12 protein-coding genes are annotated in these 19,409 nt (G+C 57.4%); 3 read left to right on the top strand and 9 right to left on the bottom strand.

Annotation, left to right across the window (positions count from 1 at the left end):
• Positions 1–222 precede the first annotated feature (222 nt).
• Entirely contained in the window at positions 223–1,527 is a 1,305-nt protein-coding gene (sbcD, locus tag WH50_RS15000) for an exonuclease subunit SbcD (protein WP_110188042.1), read from the top strand.
• Entirely contained in the window at positions 1,524–5,189 is a 3,666-nt protein-coding gene (locus tag WH50_RS14995) for an AAA family ATPase (RefSeq protein WP_110188041.1), read from the top strand. The genes sbcD and WH50_RS14995 overlap by 4 nt, the downstream gene beginning before the upstream one ends.
• Positions 5,190–5,290: 101 nt before the next feature.
• Here the strand turns inward: WH50_RS14995 and WH50_RS14990 are convergent, their stop codons facing one another.
• From WH50_RS14990 to WH50_RS14965, 6 genes are all read right to left on the bottom strand, one after another.
• Positions 5,291–6,445: a glutathionylspermidine synthase family protein gene (locus WH50_RS14990; protein WP_110188040.1), complete on the bottom strand. Its 1,155-nt coding sequence runs from the start codon at positions 6,443–6,445 to the stop codon at positions 5,291–5,293.
• Positions 6,446–6,447: 2 nt separating this feature from the next.
• Positions 6,448–7,146 carry a DUF1190 domain-containing protein gene (locus WH50_RS14985; RefSeq protein WP_110188039.1) on the bottom strand — a complete coding sequence of 233 codons (699 nt, stop codon included), beginning with the start codon at positions 7,144–7,146 and terminating at the stop codon, positions 6,448–6,450.
• 21 nt (positions 7,147–7,167) lie between these two features.
• Positions 7,168–7,596 (bottom strand): DUF350 domain-containing protein, encoded by a 429-nt coding sequence (locus tag WH50_RS14980; protein WP_110188038.1) that lies wholly within the window; start codon positions 7,594–7,596, stop codon positions 7,168–7,170.
• 172 nt (positions 7,597–7,768) lie between these two features.
• Positions 7,769–8,284: a hypothetical protein gene (locus WH50_RS14975; RefSeq protein WP_110188037.1), complete on the bottom strand. Its 516-nt coding sequence runs from the start codon at positions 8,282–8,284 to the stop codon at positions 7,769–7,771.
• A 28-nt stretch (positions 8,285–8,312) separates the two neighbouring features.
• Positions 8,313–10,328 (bottom strand): DUF3857 domain-containing transglutaminase family protein, encoded by a 2,016-nt coding sequence (locus WH50_RS14970; RefSeq protein ID WP_110188036.1) that lies wholly within the window; start codon positions 10,326–10,328, stop codon positions 8,313–8,315.
• 102 nt (positions 10,329–10,430) lie between these two features.
• Positions 10,431–13,097 (bottom strand): DUF3857 domain-containing transglutaminase family protein, encoded by a 2,667-nt coding sequence (locus WH50_RS14965; RefSeq protein WP_110188035.1) that lies wholly within the window; start codon positions 13,095–13,097, stop codon positions 10,431–10,433.
• 370 nt (positions 13,098–13,467) lie between these two features.
• Between WH50_RS14965 and WH50_RS14960 the strand changes: the two genes are divergently transcribed.
• Positions 13,468–14,388, top strand: a complete 921-nt coding sequence (locus WH50_RS14960; protein ID WP_165838441.1) for an alpha/beta hydrolase — start codon at positions 13,468–13,470, stop codon at positions 14,386–14,388.
• Positions 14,389–14,589: 201 nt separating this feature from the next.
• Here WH50_RS14960 and WH50_RS14955 read toward each other — a convergent pair whose 3' ends face one another.
• The 3 genes from WH50_RS14955 to WH50_RS14945 all read right to left on the bottom strand — a co-directional run bounded on the left by WH50_RS14955 (position 14,590) and on the right by WH50_RS14945 (position 19,409).
• Complete coding sequence (locus WH50_RS14955) at positions 14,590–15,933, bottom strand: IS1182 family transposase (RefSeq protein WP_110188033.1); 1,344 nt, start codon at positions 15,931–15,933, stop codon at positions 14,590–14,592.
• 103 nt (positions 15,934–16,036) lie between these two features.
• The gene (locus tag WH50_RS14950; RefSeq protein WP_207780326.1) at positions 16,037–17,461 is read right to left on the bottom strand and encodes an efflux transporter outer membrane subunit; all 1,425 of its coding nucleotides are present in this window, start codon (positions 17,459–17,461) and stop codon (positions 16,037–16,039) included.
• Entirely contained in the window at positions 17,454–19,409 is a 1,956-nt protein-coding gene (locus tag WH50_RS14945) for a MacB family efflux pump subunit (protein ID WP_110188031.1), read from the bottom strand. The genes WH50_RS14950 and WH50_RS14945 overlap by 8 nt, the downstream gene beginning before the upstream one ends.

Genomic DNA, 19,409 nt, shown 5'->3' with positions numbered 1-19,409 from the left:
AATCAACAAACCGCCAGAGTCGATGCGAATCCCGTCATTGACAGCATTCCCTACCCTGACAACCGCCAGCGTCACCGCCGTTTAGCCCTTGCCAACCTCGCCAAAGTTCAAATAATGAGGGCCTGTCTGGGGCTGCCTGAGCACTGTCTGCCGTATCACTCGTTCGAGTCTGTACCGCCATAACAGGCCAGCTCCGCCACTCTGCCGTCGGCAAGGATCACCATGCGACTACTTCACACTTCTGACTGGCACCTCGGTCAGCATTTCATGGGCAAGAGCCGTTTTCAGGAACATCAGGCTTTTCTCGACTGGCTGCTGACGCAAATCACCGCCCATCAGGTGGATGCTCTGATCATTGCCGGAGACATTTTTGATACCGGCACACCGCCCAGCTATGCCCGCCAGCAATACCTGAACTTTGTTGTCGAAGCCCAGCGGGCCGGATGCCAGCTGGTGGTTCTGGGGGGTAATCATGATGCGGTATCGACGCTGGAAGAATCGCGCGGCGTGCTGGCCTGCCTCAACACCGAGGTGATCGCCGGGCGTCAGCCTGACCTGTCAGAGCATCTGCTGACCCTGAAAAACCGTCAGGGTGAAGAGGCCGCCCTGTTCTGTGCCCTGCCCTTCCTGCGCCCGCGCGATCTGGTCAGCAGTCAGGCTGGTGACAGCGCCGCCGCCAAACAGCAGGCCACCCGGCAGGCGCTGAAAGAGATCTATCAGCAGCTGTTCACGCTGGCCGAAGCACAGCGTAAAGGCCGCGCACTGCCCATTATCGGCAGCGGCCACCTGACCACACTGGGCGGCCAGACCAGTGATTCCGAGCGGGAAATCTATATCGGTACGCTGGATGCTTTCCCTGCCAGTGACTTCCCCGCCTTCGACTATCTGGCGCTGGGCCATCTGCACCGGCCGCAGCAGGTAGCAGGTAAGGCGCACTGGCGCTACAGCGGCTCCCCTCTGCCATTGAGCTTCAATGAAGGGCTGAAAAAAGAGGTCCTGCTGGTGGAGTTCAGCGCCGCACAACTGCAGCAGATCACCCCACTGGACATCCCCTGCAGCCGTGCGCTGTACAGCATGAGCTGTCAGCTGGACGAACTGGTGCCACGTCTGGCCAAACTGATCGATACCCGCCTGCCGTTGCCTGCCTGGCTCGATATTGAAATTCTGGATGAGGGTTATCGTTCTGACCTGCAGCAGCGTATTGCCGACCTGCTGGAGGCGTTACCGGTGGAAGTCCTCAAGGTGCGCCGGGGCAAAATTCGCCAGACGGCCCTGCTGCTGGAAGAGGAAAGCCCCACCACGCTGGAGGAGCTGAATCCCCATGACGTTTTTGGCGAACGTCTGGCGCGCGAGGAGCTGACCGGTGACAGCGTAACGCAACTCAAACACCGTTTCGCTGAAGTGCTGGACGCGCTGGAAAACGGCGATAACAACGCCACCGCCCCTGCCGCTCTTGCTTCAGACAGCGATCTTGCTTCCCTTTCCACAACGCCCTCAGCTGCCACTAACGAGGAGGATGCCCAATGAAAATCCTCAGCATCCGCCTGAAAAACCTGAACTCCCTCAAAGGGGAATGGAAGATCGACTTCCGCCAGCAGCCCTTTACCGATCAGGGCCTGTTCGCCATTACCGGCCCTACCGGCGCAGGCAAAAGCACACTGCTCGACGCCCTGTGTCTGGCGCTGTATCACCGCACTCCGCGCCTGACCATCAGCGCCAACGGCAATGAGATCATGAGCCGCCACACCGGTGACTGCCTGAGCGAAGTGGAATTCGAGGTCAAGGGCAAGGGTTACCGGGCGTTCTGGGCGCAGAAGCGGGCACGGGAAAAAAGCGATGGCAATCTGCAGCCGGTCAGCGTTGAACTGGCGACGTTAGAGGGTGAGATCATCACCAGCCGGGTGACGGAAAAACTCAGCAAGATTGCCGAGCTGACCGGCCTCGACTTTGCCAACTTCACCCGCTCCATGCTGCTGGCACAGGGTGGCTTTGCGGCCTTCCTCAATGCTGATGCCAATAGCCGTGCCTCATTGCTGGAAGAGCTGACCGGCACCGAGATTTACGGTCGTATTTCCCAGCAGACCTTCGATATGACCCGCCAGCATCAGCAGCAGGTCAAGGAAATGGAAGCTGAACTCAAAGGCGTCAGGCTGCTGTCCGAGGCGGATATCAGCCAGCGCCAGCAGCGCCGCACCGAACTGCAACAACAGCAGCAACATCAGAGCGAACAACTGGCCACACTGGGCCAGCAGCTGGCCTGGCGTGATCAGCTGCAACAGGCTCACGCTCAGCTGCAGCAGCTGAGCCAGAGTGAGGCAGAAGCACAGCAGGCGCTTGCGGCGGCGCAACCCCAGCGCGAGCAGCTGGCACTGCGTGCGCCCGCGCAAAAACTGCAGCCATTGTGGCAACAGCTGGAAAGCCAGCGCGGTCAGGCGCTGCAGCAACAGCAGCAATATGACAGCCTGCAGCAGCGACAGCAGGTGCTGCAGACGCAGCTGAGCCAGCAGCAGGCAGGCGTCGACGCCGCCGCTCAACAGCTGCAGGAGCGCAAACTTCACCATCAACAGCTACTGACCACCCTTGAACAGGTTGTCCCGCTGGATCGGGACATCCATCGCCTAACCGCAGAACAGGACGCCAGAAAGACCGCGTTAGCGCAGGCGACGGCCAGGCAGCAGGAAGCCGAAGCGCAGCTGACAACCATCGCTACGGCACTGTCCCAGTTGCAGGCAGGCAAGGAACAGGCTCAGCACTATCTGCAGCAACACCCACAGCTGGACATGATCGACAAATCGCTGCAACGCTGGGGAACCGAGCTGAAGCAATGGCGCGCAGTTCAACAGGAACAGGCGGCACTGCAACAGAAACAGCAAAGCGTGCAGGAGAAACAGGCTCAGCTGCAGCAGGCACTGAGCCAGCTGACACCGCAGATCGACAGCCAGCAGCAGACGGTTAGCCAGCTCGATCAGCAGGTGCAACAGCTTCAGCAGCGTCAGGCAAGCCAACCGGCAGAGCAGCAGGAACAGGCGCTGCAGAGCCATTACCAGCACTGGCAAAACCAGCGCCCACAAGCCGAGCGCCTGCAGGACCTGACCCAGACCTTTGTGCAGCTGCAGGAAGAGGAGCAACAGCTCCGCCTGACGCTGCAACGTTTGCAGCAGCAAAGCGAACAGACCGATCAGGCCCGTACTCAGGCGCGCGAGGAATACACACACTGCAACCGCGACGTCAAACGGCTGGAACAGCTGGTCAGGCAGAGTCAGGTTATCGCCAGTCTGGAACAGCACCGTCAGCAGTTGCAGCCCGGCCATGCCTGCCCTCTGTGTGGCGCACTGGAGCATCCACTGGTCAGCAACTATGAGCTGCCCGCTACCTCAGCGCTGGAGCAGGAGTTCAAACAGCAGTCCGAACGGCTGGAAGCCATCCGCAATCAGGGCATCGAACTGAATAACACACTGGCCAGACTCAGCACTGAACTGCAACAGCGTCAGGAACGCATCAGTGTGGTGGAGCGTGAAGTGCAGGAGCTGCAGCAGCGCTGGCGTCAGGCGATCACCGCACTCAACAGCCCGCTGGCGCTGGGTGATCAGACCAGCCTGCAGCAATGGCTGCAGGGCTTCCAACAGCAGGGCCAGCAGCTGGAACAGGCACTCACCGCCAGCCGCCATGACAAGGAACAGCTGCACACCGGTCAACAGCAACTGGCGCAGCAACAGCAACATCTGCAGCAACTGCTCGCCCAGCACCTCCAGCACCAGCAGCAACTGGCCTCCCTGCAGGAGCAGCAGCAGGACATCGAGGCGCAACTGGGCAGGCAGGCTCACAGCCATGCTGAGCTGACCGGGCAACTGCAACAGGAACTGGCTGCCTGTAAGCTGACCCTGCCCGCAGTGGCAGACATGGACAGCTGGCTGGAGGCCCAGCAGCAGGCTGTACAAACCTATCAGCAGCAGCAAGCCGCCCTGCAATCACTGGCCGAGCAACTCGCAACTCAGCAGCAACAGCACAGTGAACAGCAGAGCCATCTGCACTATGCACAGCAGGCAGCCGCCGAACTCAGCACCCAGCTGAGCGAGCTGCAGCAACAACTGGCCACGCTGACCGGCCAGCGCCAGCAGCTCTTTGGCAATCAGCCCATCGAGCCAACCCGCCAGCACAGCACGGACAACCTGGCACAGGCAGAACAGCACCTGAACAGCCAGCAGCAGCAGTTGCAGTCTCTGCTGTTACAGCAGCAGGGGCTGAACAGCCGCCTGCAACAGCTGAGTGAACAGCTGGCTGACCTCAATAACCGTCTGATCGATGCGGAACAGCACTGGCAACAGGCTCTGGAGGCCAGCCCCTTTGCTGATCAGCAGGCGTTGCAGAGTGCTCTACTGGATGACGCCAGCTATACCCGGATTGAGCAGCAGCTGCAGGCACTGGACAGCCAGCTAACCCGCCAGCAGGCGCTGTTACAGCAGGCCAGACAGCAGCTGGACACCTTACAGCAACAACCTTTGACCGAGCAGGACAGCGCGCAGCTGCAGGAGCAGCTGGACAGCCTGAAACAGGCGGCAGCCTCACTGTCTGAAGAGCTGGGCGCCATCAACAGTGAGCTGCAACGGGATGAACAGCAGCGGCAGCAACAGCAGCATCTGCTGGCCACACTGGAGCGACACAAATCCGAACTGCGCAGCTGGGAACAGCTGAATGATCTGATCGGCTCGCGGGATGGTCACAAATTCCGCCGCTTTGCCCAGGGCCTGACGCTTGATCACCTGATCTATCTGGCCAACCGTCAGCTGCAGCGGCTGGATGGCCGCTATCAGCTGCAACGCAAGGAAGGTGAACAACTGGAGCTGGCCGTGGTTGACACCTGGCAGGCTGATGTCGTCCGTGATACCCAGACCCTGTCCGGCGGTGAAAGCTTTCTGGTCAGTCTGGCACTGGCGCTGGCGTTATCGGAGCTGGTCAGCCACAAGACCCGCATCGACTCGTTGTTCCTCGATGAAGGCTTTGGCACCCTCGACAGCGATACGCTGGAGACCGCCCTCAACGCGCTGGATGGCCTGCAGGCCAGCGGCAAGATGATCGGCGTCATTTCCCACGTGGAGGCACTGAAGGAGCGCATCAGCACCCAGATTCAGGTCAGCAAACAGGCAGGCCTGGGATACAGCACGCTGGATGAGCAGTTCAGGGTGGGTTAAACGCTACAACACGTGTTTACGATCTGGCCGATGGTCGGCAAATCGTAAACACGTCCTGACAGTGAGCCAGCCATCATAGGGCTGGCAGGAGAAATATGGCTTCAGTCCAGAATGATATGAGGCACAAAACGGCTGCTGTCTTTGGTGATCAGGCTGTCGTCTTCACGAATGCCGATACCTGCTGCCTTGTCGCCAATCACCCATGAACCTATCAGGGTGTAATTGCCGTCAAAACAGGGCAGTGGCGCCAGTTTCTGCAGCACATGAGGCCCGTACCCATAGGGGCCCGGTTGTGCCAGTGCAGTCCCCTTTTCGGTACACAGGCTGACGTTCGCTCCCTCACGGGAGAAGAACGGCTTGCGTACCCAGCCCTTTGGCACCGCCCGGGCAGGTTCACTGTCCAGATAGCACTCAAGCAGATTGGGGTGACGAGGATACTGCTCCCACAGCAGCGGCAGTATGCCTTTATTGGACAGGATGGCCTTCCAGGCCGGTTCATAAAAACGTGTGCCACTGGCGGCGATGGCATGGCCGAAAGGCTCCTCGAAGATGAACTCCCAGGGATGCAGCTTGAACAGCTGGGTGACAGGCCGTTGTTGCAGATCGACAAAACGACCACCACGCAGCCCGATGTCCTCCAGTGCAATATAGCGACTGTCGATGCCCACCTGCGCGGCAATACCCGCCAGATAATCGGTGGTCGCCTTGTCTTCTTCCATACCCTGCAGCGATGCGAAGTAGAACGGTGCCTGAATCTGCAAGCTGGCGAACAGATCGCGCAGTCGATCTTCAATGTTGTTGAACTGATCAGCCCATGCAGGCAGCCAGCCCAGTGCCATACACTCCTCCAGCCAGCCCCACTGAAAGGCGGCACTCTCATAAATGCTGGTGGGGGTATCGTAATTCAGCTCCAGCAGCTTGGCGGGCTCAAGACCGCTGTAGCTCAGGTCCATGCGACCATAGAGGTGCCGGTGCCCAGCACACCAGGAGTCAACAATCAGGTCATAAAACGTGTCGGGGATACCCAGCCGCGACAGCAGCTGCTCACTGTTGATGACCCGTACCAGCATATCCATGCACATGGCGTGCAGCTCATTGGTCGGCTGCTCCAGCTCATCCTCAATCTGCTGCAGGGTGAACGCATAGTAAGCACGCTCATCCCAGTAAGGCTCACCCTCAATGGTGTGAAAACAGAAGCCCAGCGCTTCTGCCGTCGTTCGCCAGTCCGGGCGCTCGGTAATAAGAACTCGTCGCATTCCTATCCTCCGAAGCTCCAGCGAAATCCGCTGCGCCGGGTGGAGGAACGATAATCGGACGAATGATAGGATCTGGCGGCACTGCCACCTCCCCCACCGAATCCACCACGCTCTGTCTGTTGTTCGGCGTAACTGACCCAGTCCTGAACATCCGGTGGCATGGCGGCCGTGGCGAAGGTGTCGCCGGACGCATTGCGATCACTCAGGGTGCGTTCCTGCTGTTGCCCCTGACGATCCAGCACGGGGTAGACCGGCGCAACCTGATACCGTGGCACATACTGCTGATTGTCCATATGGCCAATCACCACACCTTCGATAATTTCCGTTAATGGCAACTCGGCGCTGGCTACGTTGACCATGCCGCGATACTCCCTGTCAGTGACTTCATCCAGTGCCAGCAGGCGAAAGCCATAGAAGCGCGGGGAGTAATACTGATCACTGTTCTGCTCGCAGGCGCCAGCAACAAAGGCAGCCTCGCAGGCGCTCTGCTCCACATAGCGCGGTTTGATCTGGCCATGGCGCTGGTAAGCCGTGGTATGAGCGTGACTGCACATGTCTTTGGGAAAGCGTGCAGCCACGCACTCCTTGGCATCATGAAAGGTTTTGTCGAGGCTGATTTGCTGATAGTCCTCTCCACAGCCCGCCAGCGCGGCAGAGACGGTAGCCAGCAGCGATAACTGCACGGATTGACTGCGTTTCATCGTTCCTGCTCCTCCTGATCATCAGCCGTTGGAAGGCGTCATGCAGGCGGCATTGAGCAAGCCGACGCTGATAGCTACTGCCGCAGTGTAAATGGCAGCGGTCATCTCGCCACGCTGAATCCGTCCGGGTAAATCCCTGATCACCTGATGAGTGATGAAGAAAGCCAGCAGCTGAACTACCGCAGCGATCAGGGCCCAGACGACAAAGTCGAGCAGATTGGCCGAGTAACTGATGATATTGCCAGCCGGAATGGCGTAACCCACCAGAGCGCCTCCCAGCCCCACAGCGGCGGCTACGTTGTTCTCCCGAATCAGACGAAACTCTTTGTGGGGTGTCAGGCGGGTATAGATAAACTGATACAGGGAAAACAGCAGTGCTGCAGTGCCCATATAGATAATAAAGCCCAGCAGGGCAATTTTATTGAGGGAAAACTGCAATGCGTCCAGCATATGAAATGTCATCCTTTATTGTTTCAAAAACGGTTTGAGAACCTGCCGCCCATCCTCTGAATCCTATTCAGACAAGGTATTATCCCTGGTGATAACTGACAGGTAGCAAACAGGCACTTAAAAAATCGCCCTGCGTTTTATGGCAGGGCGAGTTAGAACATTAACGTTCTTATTAGGCGGATACGGTCACATCGCCGATTTGCGAAACATCAGATCGCGCTTTGGCTACATCGCCGATATGTACCGCTGAACGCCAGAAATAGGCAGCAAACCACAACAGAGAGACTACTTGGACTGCGATCGTCATCATGGCGGCTATACCTTCTACCGCAGTAGCCTGCCCCACCACGGCAAGAGCAAAAACCACGACATAGGCGGGAATAAGCAATACAACAAAGCGAGCCATCAGCACTATTCCTATACTGAAGAAGCGCTCTGCAAACTGCTGACCTGCTTTGCCACCGTTAGCCCTGTAGCAGCCAAACAGACCGAGCATGCATATAACAAAGTCGGCAACGGCTGCCAGAATATTAAGAGTGTCAGGCTCATGCTGTTTGCCAAAGGGCAGCAGCAAGGTCACTAACTCACTCAACATGACAAAGATAAAGATATAGACAAAAAGGGCACGCTGACTCAGGCCTTCATTAATCAGCTGCAATTTCAGTTTATTGATATTCCAATAGAACATGGTGCCATTCCTGTTTCGCTGCTGGTGTTTAGCTGCTGGTATTTTTACCTGAGCGTAATGTACGCAAAACCATGGGATAGGGTTCTACTACCCACATTTCTCCGTGATCGATCACGCGCTTGCGTGCCTTCATATAGCTATCAATATCATCTGCAGGTACGTATTTTTTCTTGATCTGGAATTGATAATTCAGGGTCAGCAAATCCTTGCCGGAGTCATATCTGACCTGACGTTCATAATGGAAATAGTCGTTATCCTCGACAAAATTCTCTTTCTTGAACTTCCACTTTTTATCCTCCAGCGTCACCGCAATATTCTGCTGAATATTGACCGGGAAACTGAGGGTAAAAGGTGCGATACGCTTCAGCTGATCCGGCTTATCCAGATATCGGTAAATCTCGGTGGGATAGAACGCGGTCTGATACTGCAGGTCGTTATCGTTCTCAGTCCAGATTTCAGGAACGCGATAATCCCCTTTCGCTCTCAGCTGGCCACTCGCGGTGTTATCGTTGAACGCCATCGGCTGTAAGGCATCCAGTTTGGGGTAATACCACTGAAATGCGGTGAGGTAGCGCCCACGCAAATCCTGCGCGCCTTTGGCCAGCCGGTCACGCACCAGCTCGGCATCCAGTCCGTTCATTGTCCTGTCGGTTGTGAAACGCCCTTCACCCTGCGCCCCCTTGCTTACATCAAAGGTATCGTTGATCACCGTTGCGTGCTGGGTGGTGGCCTGAGTCATGGCTGTCAGCGCAGTGGTATTGGCATCAATCACCAGTGCATAGCCATAATCTGGCTGATAAATATCCTGTAACTGCCCGTGTTGCGAGTCCCGGGTCGGATCCAGCCACACCGACTTACCCTGACGGTTCAGGTGGACAATAACGTGGTTGAAGGCGTTGATGGTGGGCAGATAGCTGGCAATGGCATCTTCCTTGTCGGTACTGACCAGCGCGGGCTGCGCCTCCACCCCCAGAGCCCTGAGAATACTGATCATCAGGATGACCTTATCCTTACAGTCCCCGTAACGCCTGGCCAGGGTCTCGCTAGCAGGGCTGGGGCGATGGGAGTTTTCACCGATCTCGATGCCCACATAGCGAATCTTGCTCTGCACATACTCCAGAGCAGCGACGATCTGCTGATCCTGACTGGAGGGATAGGCGGAGCGAATCTGCTGCGCAATGCTCTGAATGGCGGCATCGGTACGAATGGCATCCCGATAGAGTGGAATGGCCCAGCTCACCACCCCCTGCCAGTTACCGAATTCGGAGAACTGCACGTAACCGTAAGGATTAAACCAGTCTGGTGCTTCGCTGTTGGTGTACAGCGTGGGAGGCGACGGGTTGTCGATGACATACTTCACTCCGCCAGCGTAAGGGATGGTCGATACCTGCACATTGCGATTGAACTGGCGCAGATTCAGTGGGGTATTCTTCTCCCAAAGCAGACGGAAATGTTGTCCATGTAGCGGAATGGACCACTGCGTATCCAGGAAATAGCCAAAGCGCCCGGCGTAAACCGGGTTCTGCCCATTACGCGTCAGACTGTATTCAACGATATCGCCGACCCGTACATCATCGAGCAGCAGATTAGTGGTTAGCTGACCTTCGTAGATCGAGTCTCTGATGTCTGGCTCGCTGCTGATAACAGGAATATCGCTGCCCTTGAGCTTGTTGATCACCTTGCCGTCGCGAATGATTTTCACCTGATGGAAGGTCAGTGACTCATAGCTAGGATCGAAGGCGACATTGATTTTTGATGCGTCCGCCAGCCCCTGCTGATTGACAACCTTGACGGCAAAGTGGCTGTAGCGAGCCACATCACCTTTTGCATCGACTCTGACCTGCTGGTCTGACAGCAGGTAGTACTCACCATTGCGCACCTCTTCCTGAGGAATCCGGGCTGACGTCGATACCGCTTCGGGCATGATCCAGCTGGCTGTCGTCGAGTTAACTCCTACGGTTTTGGCTGCCTGAGCACCTGTGGCCACCATCACCGCTGCGGTCAGTAAGGCCAGACGGAAAACAGGTAATGTCACTTTCATCATCTTGATACATCTTCCCTCTACAGGTACTGCACACCTGTGTACTTGATACGAACGTGTTCATGATCGGCTGCGCGCTGGCCGTTGACTGACCAGCAGCTAGCTTCAGTGTCTGAAAATCGGGATCAACAGCGGGTCGGGTAACCAGCCAAGCTGATTGGCCAGCAGAAATGCCATCAGCAACAGGTAGGTCAGCAGGATCAATGAGTGGCGCAAGCGCCAGACAGAGTTGCGGGCAGTCGATGCTGCACTGTTCAGGCGCTTGATAGCGCGTGCCACAGACGCATGCGCCAAGCCGCTACAGAAATTGAACAGGATCACCAGATAGAAAGACTCCGGCGACATACACTGCGCCAGCGTCAATAACAGATAAACCACGACCCCCAGTACCACCGCAGTGACAGACAACGATGACCCGGCCTCAGGTGATGCAGCCAGTACCTTGCGCACCTGCAGCCCCAGGGAAAAGAAAAACAGGGGGCTGAACAGCGCTCGTGCTCCGGGCAGGACTTTCACTTTCAACTGTTCCCGCACATAGCGCCAGTTCTGGTAGTGCCAGTACCAGAGGTAGAACGTCCAGGTCAGGCCCGTCAGCAGCACCAGTTTCCATACCGCCACAGGGTAAAACTGTGCCTGTCGGGCGGGTGCTTCCCTGCCCTCAAAATAGCTTTGCACCAGCCCGTACAGCAGTGCCATGGCATGCAGCAGAATCAGGCACCCGAAGAGCTGCATCCCCAAAGACTCAGGGGTATCAGCATTTTTTTTATCATTCGCTGTCGAAGCTGGGGCAGACTCAGCGGCATCGTTGTCTTCAATCCATAGGCCATATTCTGCTTTCTCTGCCATCCGTGCGCGCGCCTTGACATAGGCCGAGACATCCTGCGCGGCGAGCCAGCTCACCTTGGCTCGGTAGGTGAACTGCAGCGTCAGGGTTTGCTGCCGCTTCGAAAAGCTCGATTTGCGACTGAAATAGAAAAACGGATTGTCTTCCTCGAAGTAGCCATCATCCAGTGACCAGCCACCGTCCAGTTTGACCTCAATGGTCTCGTCTATGTTCAGGGGAAAGGGCAAGGCCAGCGGTGAGGTGCGTGCCGTATCCTTAATTTTCTTGACCATGGGCTCCAGGTTGAAAGCATAGAAAAACACTTCGTGGCCCTTGTCTGTCTTCTGCCAGATTTCTGGAATGACGTAGTGCTCCTTAATGCGAAACTGATTCTTACCCTCAACATTGGTAAAACTGGCAGGCTGGACCACCTCAATACCCGGGTAGTAGTCCTGATAGAAATTGAGATAGTCAGTGCGCTTGTCCGCCACACTCTGCCGCGCCAGCATCCCGCGCATCTGCTCGGCATCGAAGCCCTGTAGCAGCGTCTCACTGGTATAGTCAGCCGCCGCCTTAGGGCCCTTACTCAGATCGAAATGCTCTGTATATCGGGAATGGTGATTGCTACCCACCTGCATGGCGCTGGGCGCGGTAGTGGCTTCTGACAGCACCAGCGCATAGCCGTAGTCAGGCTGAAAAATGTCGTCCAGTGCCCCTTGCTGATAACTCAGCGACGGATCCAGCCAGTACTGCTTCCCGGCCAGCTGCACCTGCACCAGAGCATGATCCAGCCACCAGACACTCGGCATCAGCTCGGGCAGAAGCTGCATTTTCCAGCCACTGACCAGAGCCGGTGCCGCGTCAATGCCCAGCTGCCGCAGTAATGCTGTCAGTACGACAGCCTTATCAACACTGTCGGCATAACCACGCTGAAGGATGGTCTTGACGGCTGAAGGGGGTAAATCCTTCGCGTCCATATCCAGCTCAACATAACGCAGCTGACTCTGCACATAGCTCAATGCCGCCGCACACAGCTCCGCCACCGAGCGGTGTTGCTGCCGAATAGTGGCTGCCAGCGGTTGTAGTGCGCTGTCCTCCTGCATGGCCGCAGCAAAAGAGGGCAATACTTGCTGTACCACCTGTTGCCAGCTGTATTGAGGAACAAAGGTGACCGCGCCAAAACGGGAATACCAGTCAGGCGTGCCCTTCTCCGATCTGACCGGCTCAGGATGCTGCAGCTGCAGGCTATATTCCTTACCGCCCGGCACCGTTGCCGTCGTAACCTGAACTGCCGGCCCCGTGACATCCCATTGCAGCACCTCCGGGCGCAACCACAACAGGCGATACTGTTTCTGCTGAACCGGCACGGTATATTGCGTTCGAATGCGCATCCAGCCCTGCTCGGGGTAGGGCTGGTTGTCACTGGTGCGGGTAAAGGCGTACTCGATGACGTCCCCCACGCGTAAATCATCCAGCAGGATGTTAGTGGTGAGCTTGCCACCGTAGACCGTATCGGCCAGCTCCTCATCCTGATTCAGCAAGGCCACAGGCTGCTGCGGTGTGCGGTCCAGCTGCTGGCCATCACGAATAATGCGCACATAGTGCAGGGTCAGAGACTGGGAACGGGGGTAAAAGCCGAGAGTGATACTGGAGTTCTGCTGCAGGCCACTGGGGTTATCGATCAGCGTGGCATAGTGGTAATAGGTAGTGGTGATACCTGCAGTGGCGCGGGTCTGCAGATCCTGCAGCAACGTATACTCCCCATCCTGCAGCTGTTCGTGGGGGACACTGGCGGGAGTCTGGAAAGGAATGGCGTTGACCCAGCTTTCTACAGGCTCAATCTGAACCTGATCACGGTTCGCCGCCTGAACCTGCACGGACAGCATCACGATACATAACAGTGCCCACCAGCCAGCAAACCGTGAGCGGCTTCTTTCCCTGTAACTCATACTTGTCCCTAAGACCTCGATACTGTCTGGCACAGCATGGGATGCCCCATGCTCTTCGCTCCTCGTGGCAGGTCACAGCACTTACAATCCGAAACCTAAACGAAACAGGCTGTAATAAAATGCCATCCCTAAGATTTCGTCAAGGAATCTTTACAGTTGGACAAAAACCGTGGTCGAAAACAGATAAAAAGCCAGCTGCGGTGCCGACAGCCCGCTGAGATGCAATCAGAACAGACAATTACCGGGGTTTATTTTGATAACAATTCTCAAATGCATATAGTAGTGAGTCTTGATAACTCATACCGCTGCCCGCAGGACGACCATGTCGCGCTTCCTCACTCGCACCACTCTCTCAGTGATCCTTACGCTTATGATCAATCCTACCTTCGCCGGGGCTGATAGCCCGTCAACCGCCACAGCCAATACTCCAACAGCCAACAGCTGGCCTGAAGTAACGCTGGATAACACCCGGCAGTTCATTATTGATTCCCGACAGACAGGCCGCAGTTACCGAATTCTGGTGGCGGTGCCGGACTCGCTAGTGCCGGAAGGAGGCTTTCCTGTGGTGTATTCGCTGGATGGCAACACCACCTTCCCGTTGTGGAAAGTGATGGCAGAGCGCTTGCAACAGCGCGGTCAGGCCCGCGGAGCGCTGGTGGTAGGCATTACCGCGGCGGAAGGAGACAAGGCGCAACTGGTAGCCCGTGCCGAAGATTACACGCCACCGGCAGCCAATATGGACAAAACCGGTGATCAGTCTGGCTCCCGGCAAGGCGGTGCTGATCGCTTTCTGGCCTTTATCGAGCAGGAGCTGAAACCGCAGATTGAGCAGCACTTCGCCATCAACCGCCATCAGCAAACCCTGTTTGGCCATTCCTACGGCGGACTTTTCACGCTGCACACGCTGTTTACCCACCCTGAGTCTTTCCAGCGTTACGTCGCAGCCAGTCCGTCGATCTGGTGGAACGAGCGTTATGTATTGTCCGAGCGCAACGGCTTTGCAGACAGGCTTGCCGCTCTGGCCCAGCCTGTAACACTGATGCTGACCGTTGGCAGTGAAGAGCAGACAGCCCCGGCCAGCATGAAAGCGGAACGTGTGCAGATGCTGCAAAAGCGCGCGCAGGTGGATAACGTCAAACAGCTATTCAGTGACTTGCAGCAGACAGAGGCAGCGGAGAGCGACGGCAAACTGCAGCTCGGCCTGCATATTTTTCCCGGCGAGAACCATATGAGTGCGATGCCTGAAGCCATCAATCGGGCAGTGGAATTTGTCTACGGCGGCAAACCCTGAAAACCACACGGCCAGCAGAGCGCTGGCCGTCAGAATACTGACAAACCCCGGTCATTTTGATCGGGGTTTTGTTTTTCTGCCGTGTACTTCAACGCTTTCGCCGCTGAGTTCTGCAAAGCGCGGGGCGGGGAATACGGGAGGTGAGCAGCGCTCTACCGGGATAGAACGGCGCTTGAGAACGGCATTAAGGGGATCCGCGGCTCAGGCCGTGAGGAGTGCGATCTTTTTGATGTTTTGCGCAGCCGCCGCCAACAGGCACTGGCCTTTCATTCTATCCAGCCCACGGAACCGGGCATAGCGGTAACCGTGCAGCTCTTTGGCATCGGCAAAGCTTCGCTCTACCGTTTCCTTGCGGCGCTGATAGATGAGTCGCCCTCCTGGGCTCAAGCGGTGCTGGCCGATCCGCTCCTTACTGTACTCCCAGACATGACGTGTCAGCGTCTTTTCCCCTTTCACGTTGCCGGTACAACGCGCTCGCTGTGGGCAGTTCAAACAGCGATCAGGGTCTGAGCGGTAGTGGCGGTAGCCGTTGCGATCGGTGGTCTTGTAGATCAGGGTGGCTCCCTCAGGGCAGGTATAACGATCCTGCCCGGCGTCGTAGTGGTATTCCCGCTTGTAGTAGTAGCCCTTGCGGTGGGTCGGCCGCCGGTAGCCGATGACGCCGTAGATCTGGCGATCCTCCAGCCCCTTGCAGATGCCCGCCGTGAAGTAACCAGCATCCAGCCCCACCGATCGGATCTCGAAGCCGAACCGCTCCGCCTGTCGATCCAGGCGTCCCAGGTAAGGTACGCTGTCGTGGACATTGCCGGGCGTCAGGTGAACATCGGTAATGATGTTGCAGCGCCCATCCACGGTACGGTGATCCAGGTAGAAGAAGCCTTTGGGCTTGCCGTCACGCACCATGTAACCGCTATCGGGATCCGTGGCGCTCTGCTTAATCTCCCGTATCTCGGGCTCGCTCGAGCGCGGCGACAAGGGCTTTTTTCCGTGAGCTAGGCGATCCTCCTCGACCGCCTGATCCAATGCCTCCAGATAATCTCGACTTGAGCTGGCCGCCCGCGCCTTGATCCACTTGTTCTTGTTGACATTGACCTTCAAATGGGTGGAGTCAGTGTACAGCGTCTTGCCAGATACCAGCTTCTTACGCATCGCCTGCAGCACGATCTCATCAAAGATCTGCTGGTACACCTCGGACTCGTTGAAACGGCGGCGTCGGTTCTGACTCAGCGTTGATGCATCGGGCACCTTGTCGGTGAGGTTCAGACCCAGGAACCAGCGGTAGGCGACGTTGACCTGCACATCGCGAATCAGCTGGCGTTCACTGCGCACACCGTAGAGATAACCGAGGAGCAGCAGCTTGAACAGCCGGGTCGGATCGAGCGCGGGTCGGCCGTTGTCCCTGCAGTAAAGGTCTTTGACCAGCTCATGGATGAAGCTGAAATCGATGGTCTTGTCGATCTTGCGCAACAGGTGATCGGCGGGGACGAGTTCGTCGATACAGACAAACTCCAGTTCGGACTGGGTGGGGGCTCTGTCTTTTAGCATGGCCCCATTATAAAAAGTCCCCGCCCGAGGGCGAGGACTTTGTCAGCAGTCTGACGGCCAGCAATGTGCTGGCCGTATTTCCAGACTGACTTTCAGATCAGACTCACTGGCCGTTGCTGGTCAGATCCTGTGGTGCGCCGCCCAGTGCCTGATACAACGTCATCATGTTGCTCAGCTGGTTGTAGCGATTCTTGACCAGCGCCAGTTCGGCCGTGCGTCGCGTCTCCTGCTGGTCCAGCCAGTCCTGTACGCCGGTGGCACCTGCCCGGTAGCGGGTTTCGGCCACCTGCTCTGCCTGTCTGGCCAGATCATAGGAGCGCTGCAGTGCGGCCTCCTGCTGCTGATAGTGCTTCCGTGCTGACAGGGCATTTTCCACATCCTGCATGGCGCTATACAGCGACTGCCGGAACGCCACTACGGCCTGCTGATAGGTCGCATCGGCAATCTGGGTGTTCAGCCTGGCCTGATTCCACTCAACAAAGGGCAAACTGAGCCCCGCTCCCAGTGTCGCGACCGGATTCTGCAACAGATTCAACAACTGCGTACTGCTGGTACCGAGCGCAGCCGTCAGGCTGAAGCTCGGGTAGTAGCTGGCGCGGGTGCTGTCCGCATCCGCCAGCGACTCCCGCAAGCGCATTTCTGCCGCACGCAGATCGGGGCGATTCGCCAGCACAGCTGCAGGTACACTGGCCTGCAGGGTCGGCATGGGCAGACTGCTGAGCTGCTGCGGAGTGGCCATCACATGTTCAGGAGCCTGATTGAACAGAATCGCCAGCGCGTTCTGGGCCTCCGTCAGCTGCTGCTGTAAGTCGGCCAGATCCGCCTTCTGACTTTCCACATTCTGCTCTGCCTGCAGCAGGTCGAGGTTCGTCACGGCACCGGCGCTGTATTTCACCCGCACTACCTCCAGACTGCGCTGGGTGTAGGCAATACTCTGCTCGCTGGAGCGGATAGCCTGATTGAGATAGGCAATCTGCCAGTACAGATCCGCCGTGGTGCCGATCAGCGTCAGTGCGGTATCTGCCCGGTCCTGCTCCGTGGCGCTGGCCTCCCACTCGGCGGAGTCGCGGCTGGCTGCCAGCTTGCCCCACAGGTCCAGCTCATAGCTCAGGCTGGTGGACGTACTGCTGCTGCGTGCGTCAGTACCTGAGTTCAGATCCCGCTCTTTGCTGCTGCTGGCGCTGACCGTCACGTCCGGTGTCAGGTTGGTCGCCTCCAGCCCGGCCTGCAGTCGTGCCTTACGGACCTTGATCGTCGCCGCCGCCAGATCATTGTTGGTCTGCAGTGCCTTTTCGATCAGCTCATTCAGCAGCGGATCATTGAACACCTGCCACCACTGACCGGCAGCCAGTACCTTGTCTCCGCTGTCTGGCTGAACAGTCCACTGGGTGGGTAGTTCCACCTGCGGCCGTTGATAGTCAGTACGAACCAGCCCGGCGCAGCCACTTAATCCCAACGCCAGCAGGGCGATGCCGAGCAGACGCAGGGGGTATGTGACAGATGATGCGTTGTTGATGGGGTTATTCACGAGCAAGTGCCTCGATAGGGTCCAGTCGCGCTGCATTGCGTGCGGGCAGAAAGCCGAACAGCACACCAATCAGGGTCGAGCAGACAAAGGCCGAAATTATGGATAGCGCCGAGAACTGCATGGACATGGCGCTGACAAAATAGGAGAACACCGCCCCGACGCCGAATGACAGCAGAATGCCGCAGCTGCCCCCAATCAGGCAGACCAGCACCGCTTCGATCAGGAACTGCTGCATGATGTCGATCTGCCGTGCACCGACCGCCATACGGATACCGATCTCACGGGTTCGTTCGGTCACCGAGACCAGCATGATATTCATCACGCCAATACCGCCGACGATCAGCGAAATCACAGCAATGGCCGAGATCAGCAGCGTCATGGTTGAGGTGGTTTTCTCCACGGTCTTGAGAATACTGTCAGAACTACGGGTAAAGACATCCTTGGTGCCGTGGCGAGTGGTCAGCAGCCGCTCGATGCCAGCCTGAGCAATGGCATTGGACATGCCATCCGTCACGCGCACGGTGATGGAGCTGAAGTACTGCTGACCGGATATCCGGTTCATCACCGAGGTATAGGGCATCCACACATTGAGATTTTCATCGGTGAAGGCCGAATCCTTCTCCGCCGCGACCCCAACAATGGTGACCGGCACACTGCCAGCGAGAATGGTCTGCCCTACCGGGTTGCCACCATGAGGAAAGAGTTTCTTGCTGGTGTTCTGATCGATCACCGCGACCTGCGCCAGATTCTTGATGTCGAACTCCGTCAGCGCCCGGCCACTTGCCATGGTCATGTCTTTCACACGGAAATAGGCCTCCCCCACGCCCTTGATGGCAGCACTGACCACGATGTCGTGGTAGCGCAGCTGCTGGTTGTCGGAGATGTTCGGCGTCAGGCTGTCGACATACACCTGTGCCTGCAGGGCAGCAAGGTCGGCCGGAACCAGGGTTTCCACCTTACTGGAGCGGATATCCCCCCAGCCGATGCCAGGATAGATATCAATAGTGTTGGTACCGATGGAGTTGATGTCGTTGATGACCTTCTGTTTGGCCCCCTGCCCCACCGCCACCACGCTGACCACCGCCATGATGCCGATAATGATCCCCAGCATGGTCAGGATGGTACGTAGCCGGTTGGTGGCCATGGCAATCAGGGCCATCTTGAAGGCTTCCATGAACAGCCCGAGCTGCGTTTTCCAGCGGCTGAAATTAGACTGCTGACGCACTGCACGAGGCGCCGCAGCCACCGGCTCAGGCGCCTCGGGGTTAGGCTCATCCGCCAGAATTTCACCGTCCTGAATACGGATGATGCGCTGAGCCTGACGAGCGACATCGGCATCGTGGGTCACCAGAATGATGGTATGCCCCTGAGCATGCAGCTCACGCAGGATAGCCATCACCTCATGGCCGCTTTTACTGTCCAGCGCGCCGGTGGGCTCATCGGCCAGAATCACCTCGCCGCCGTTCATCAGGGCACGGGCAATACTGACACGCTGCTGCTGCCCGCCCGATAACTGGCTGGGACGGTGATGGGTACGATCCGCCAGCCCCAGCCGTTCCAGCAGCGACTCGGCGCGGGCAATACGCTGCTGCCGGTCATTGCCGGAATACACCGCAGGCATCTCCACATTACCGGTGGCATCCAGATGGGACAGCAGGTGATAGCGCTGGAAGATAAAGCCGAAATAATCCCGGCGCAGTGCCGCCAGCTCATCACTGCTGAGGCTGCCGGTTTCCTTGCCGTCGACCCTGTAACTGCCCGAGGTCGGACGATCAAGACAACCGAGAATGTTCATCAGGGTTGACTTGCCCGACCCCGAGGCGCCCATGATGGCGACCATCTCACCCGCATAAATCTTCAGATTCAGCTGTTTGAGAATGCGCACCTGTTCTTCGCCCGACTGAAAACTGCGCTCCAGATCGGTGACTTCAAGTAATGCTCTGCTCAT

This window comes from Pokkaliibacter plantistimulans, assembly GCF_003194385.1.
GTDB lineage: Bacteria > Pseudomonadota > Gammaproteobacteria > Pseudomonadales > Balneatricaceae > Pokkaliibacter > Pokkaliibacter plantistimulans.
The sequence above is the reverse complement of the archived record's forward strand: the minus strand, read 5'-3'. Positions and strand labels throughout refer to the sequence as shown.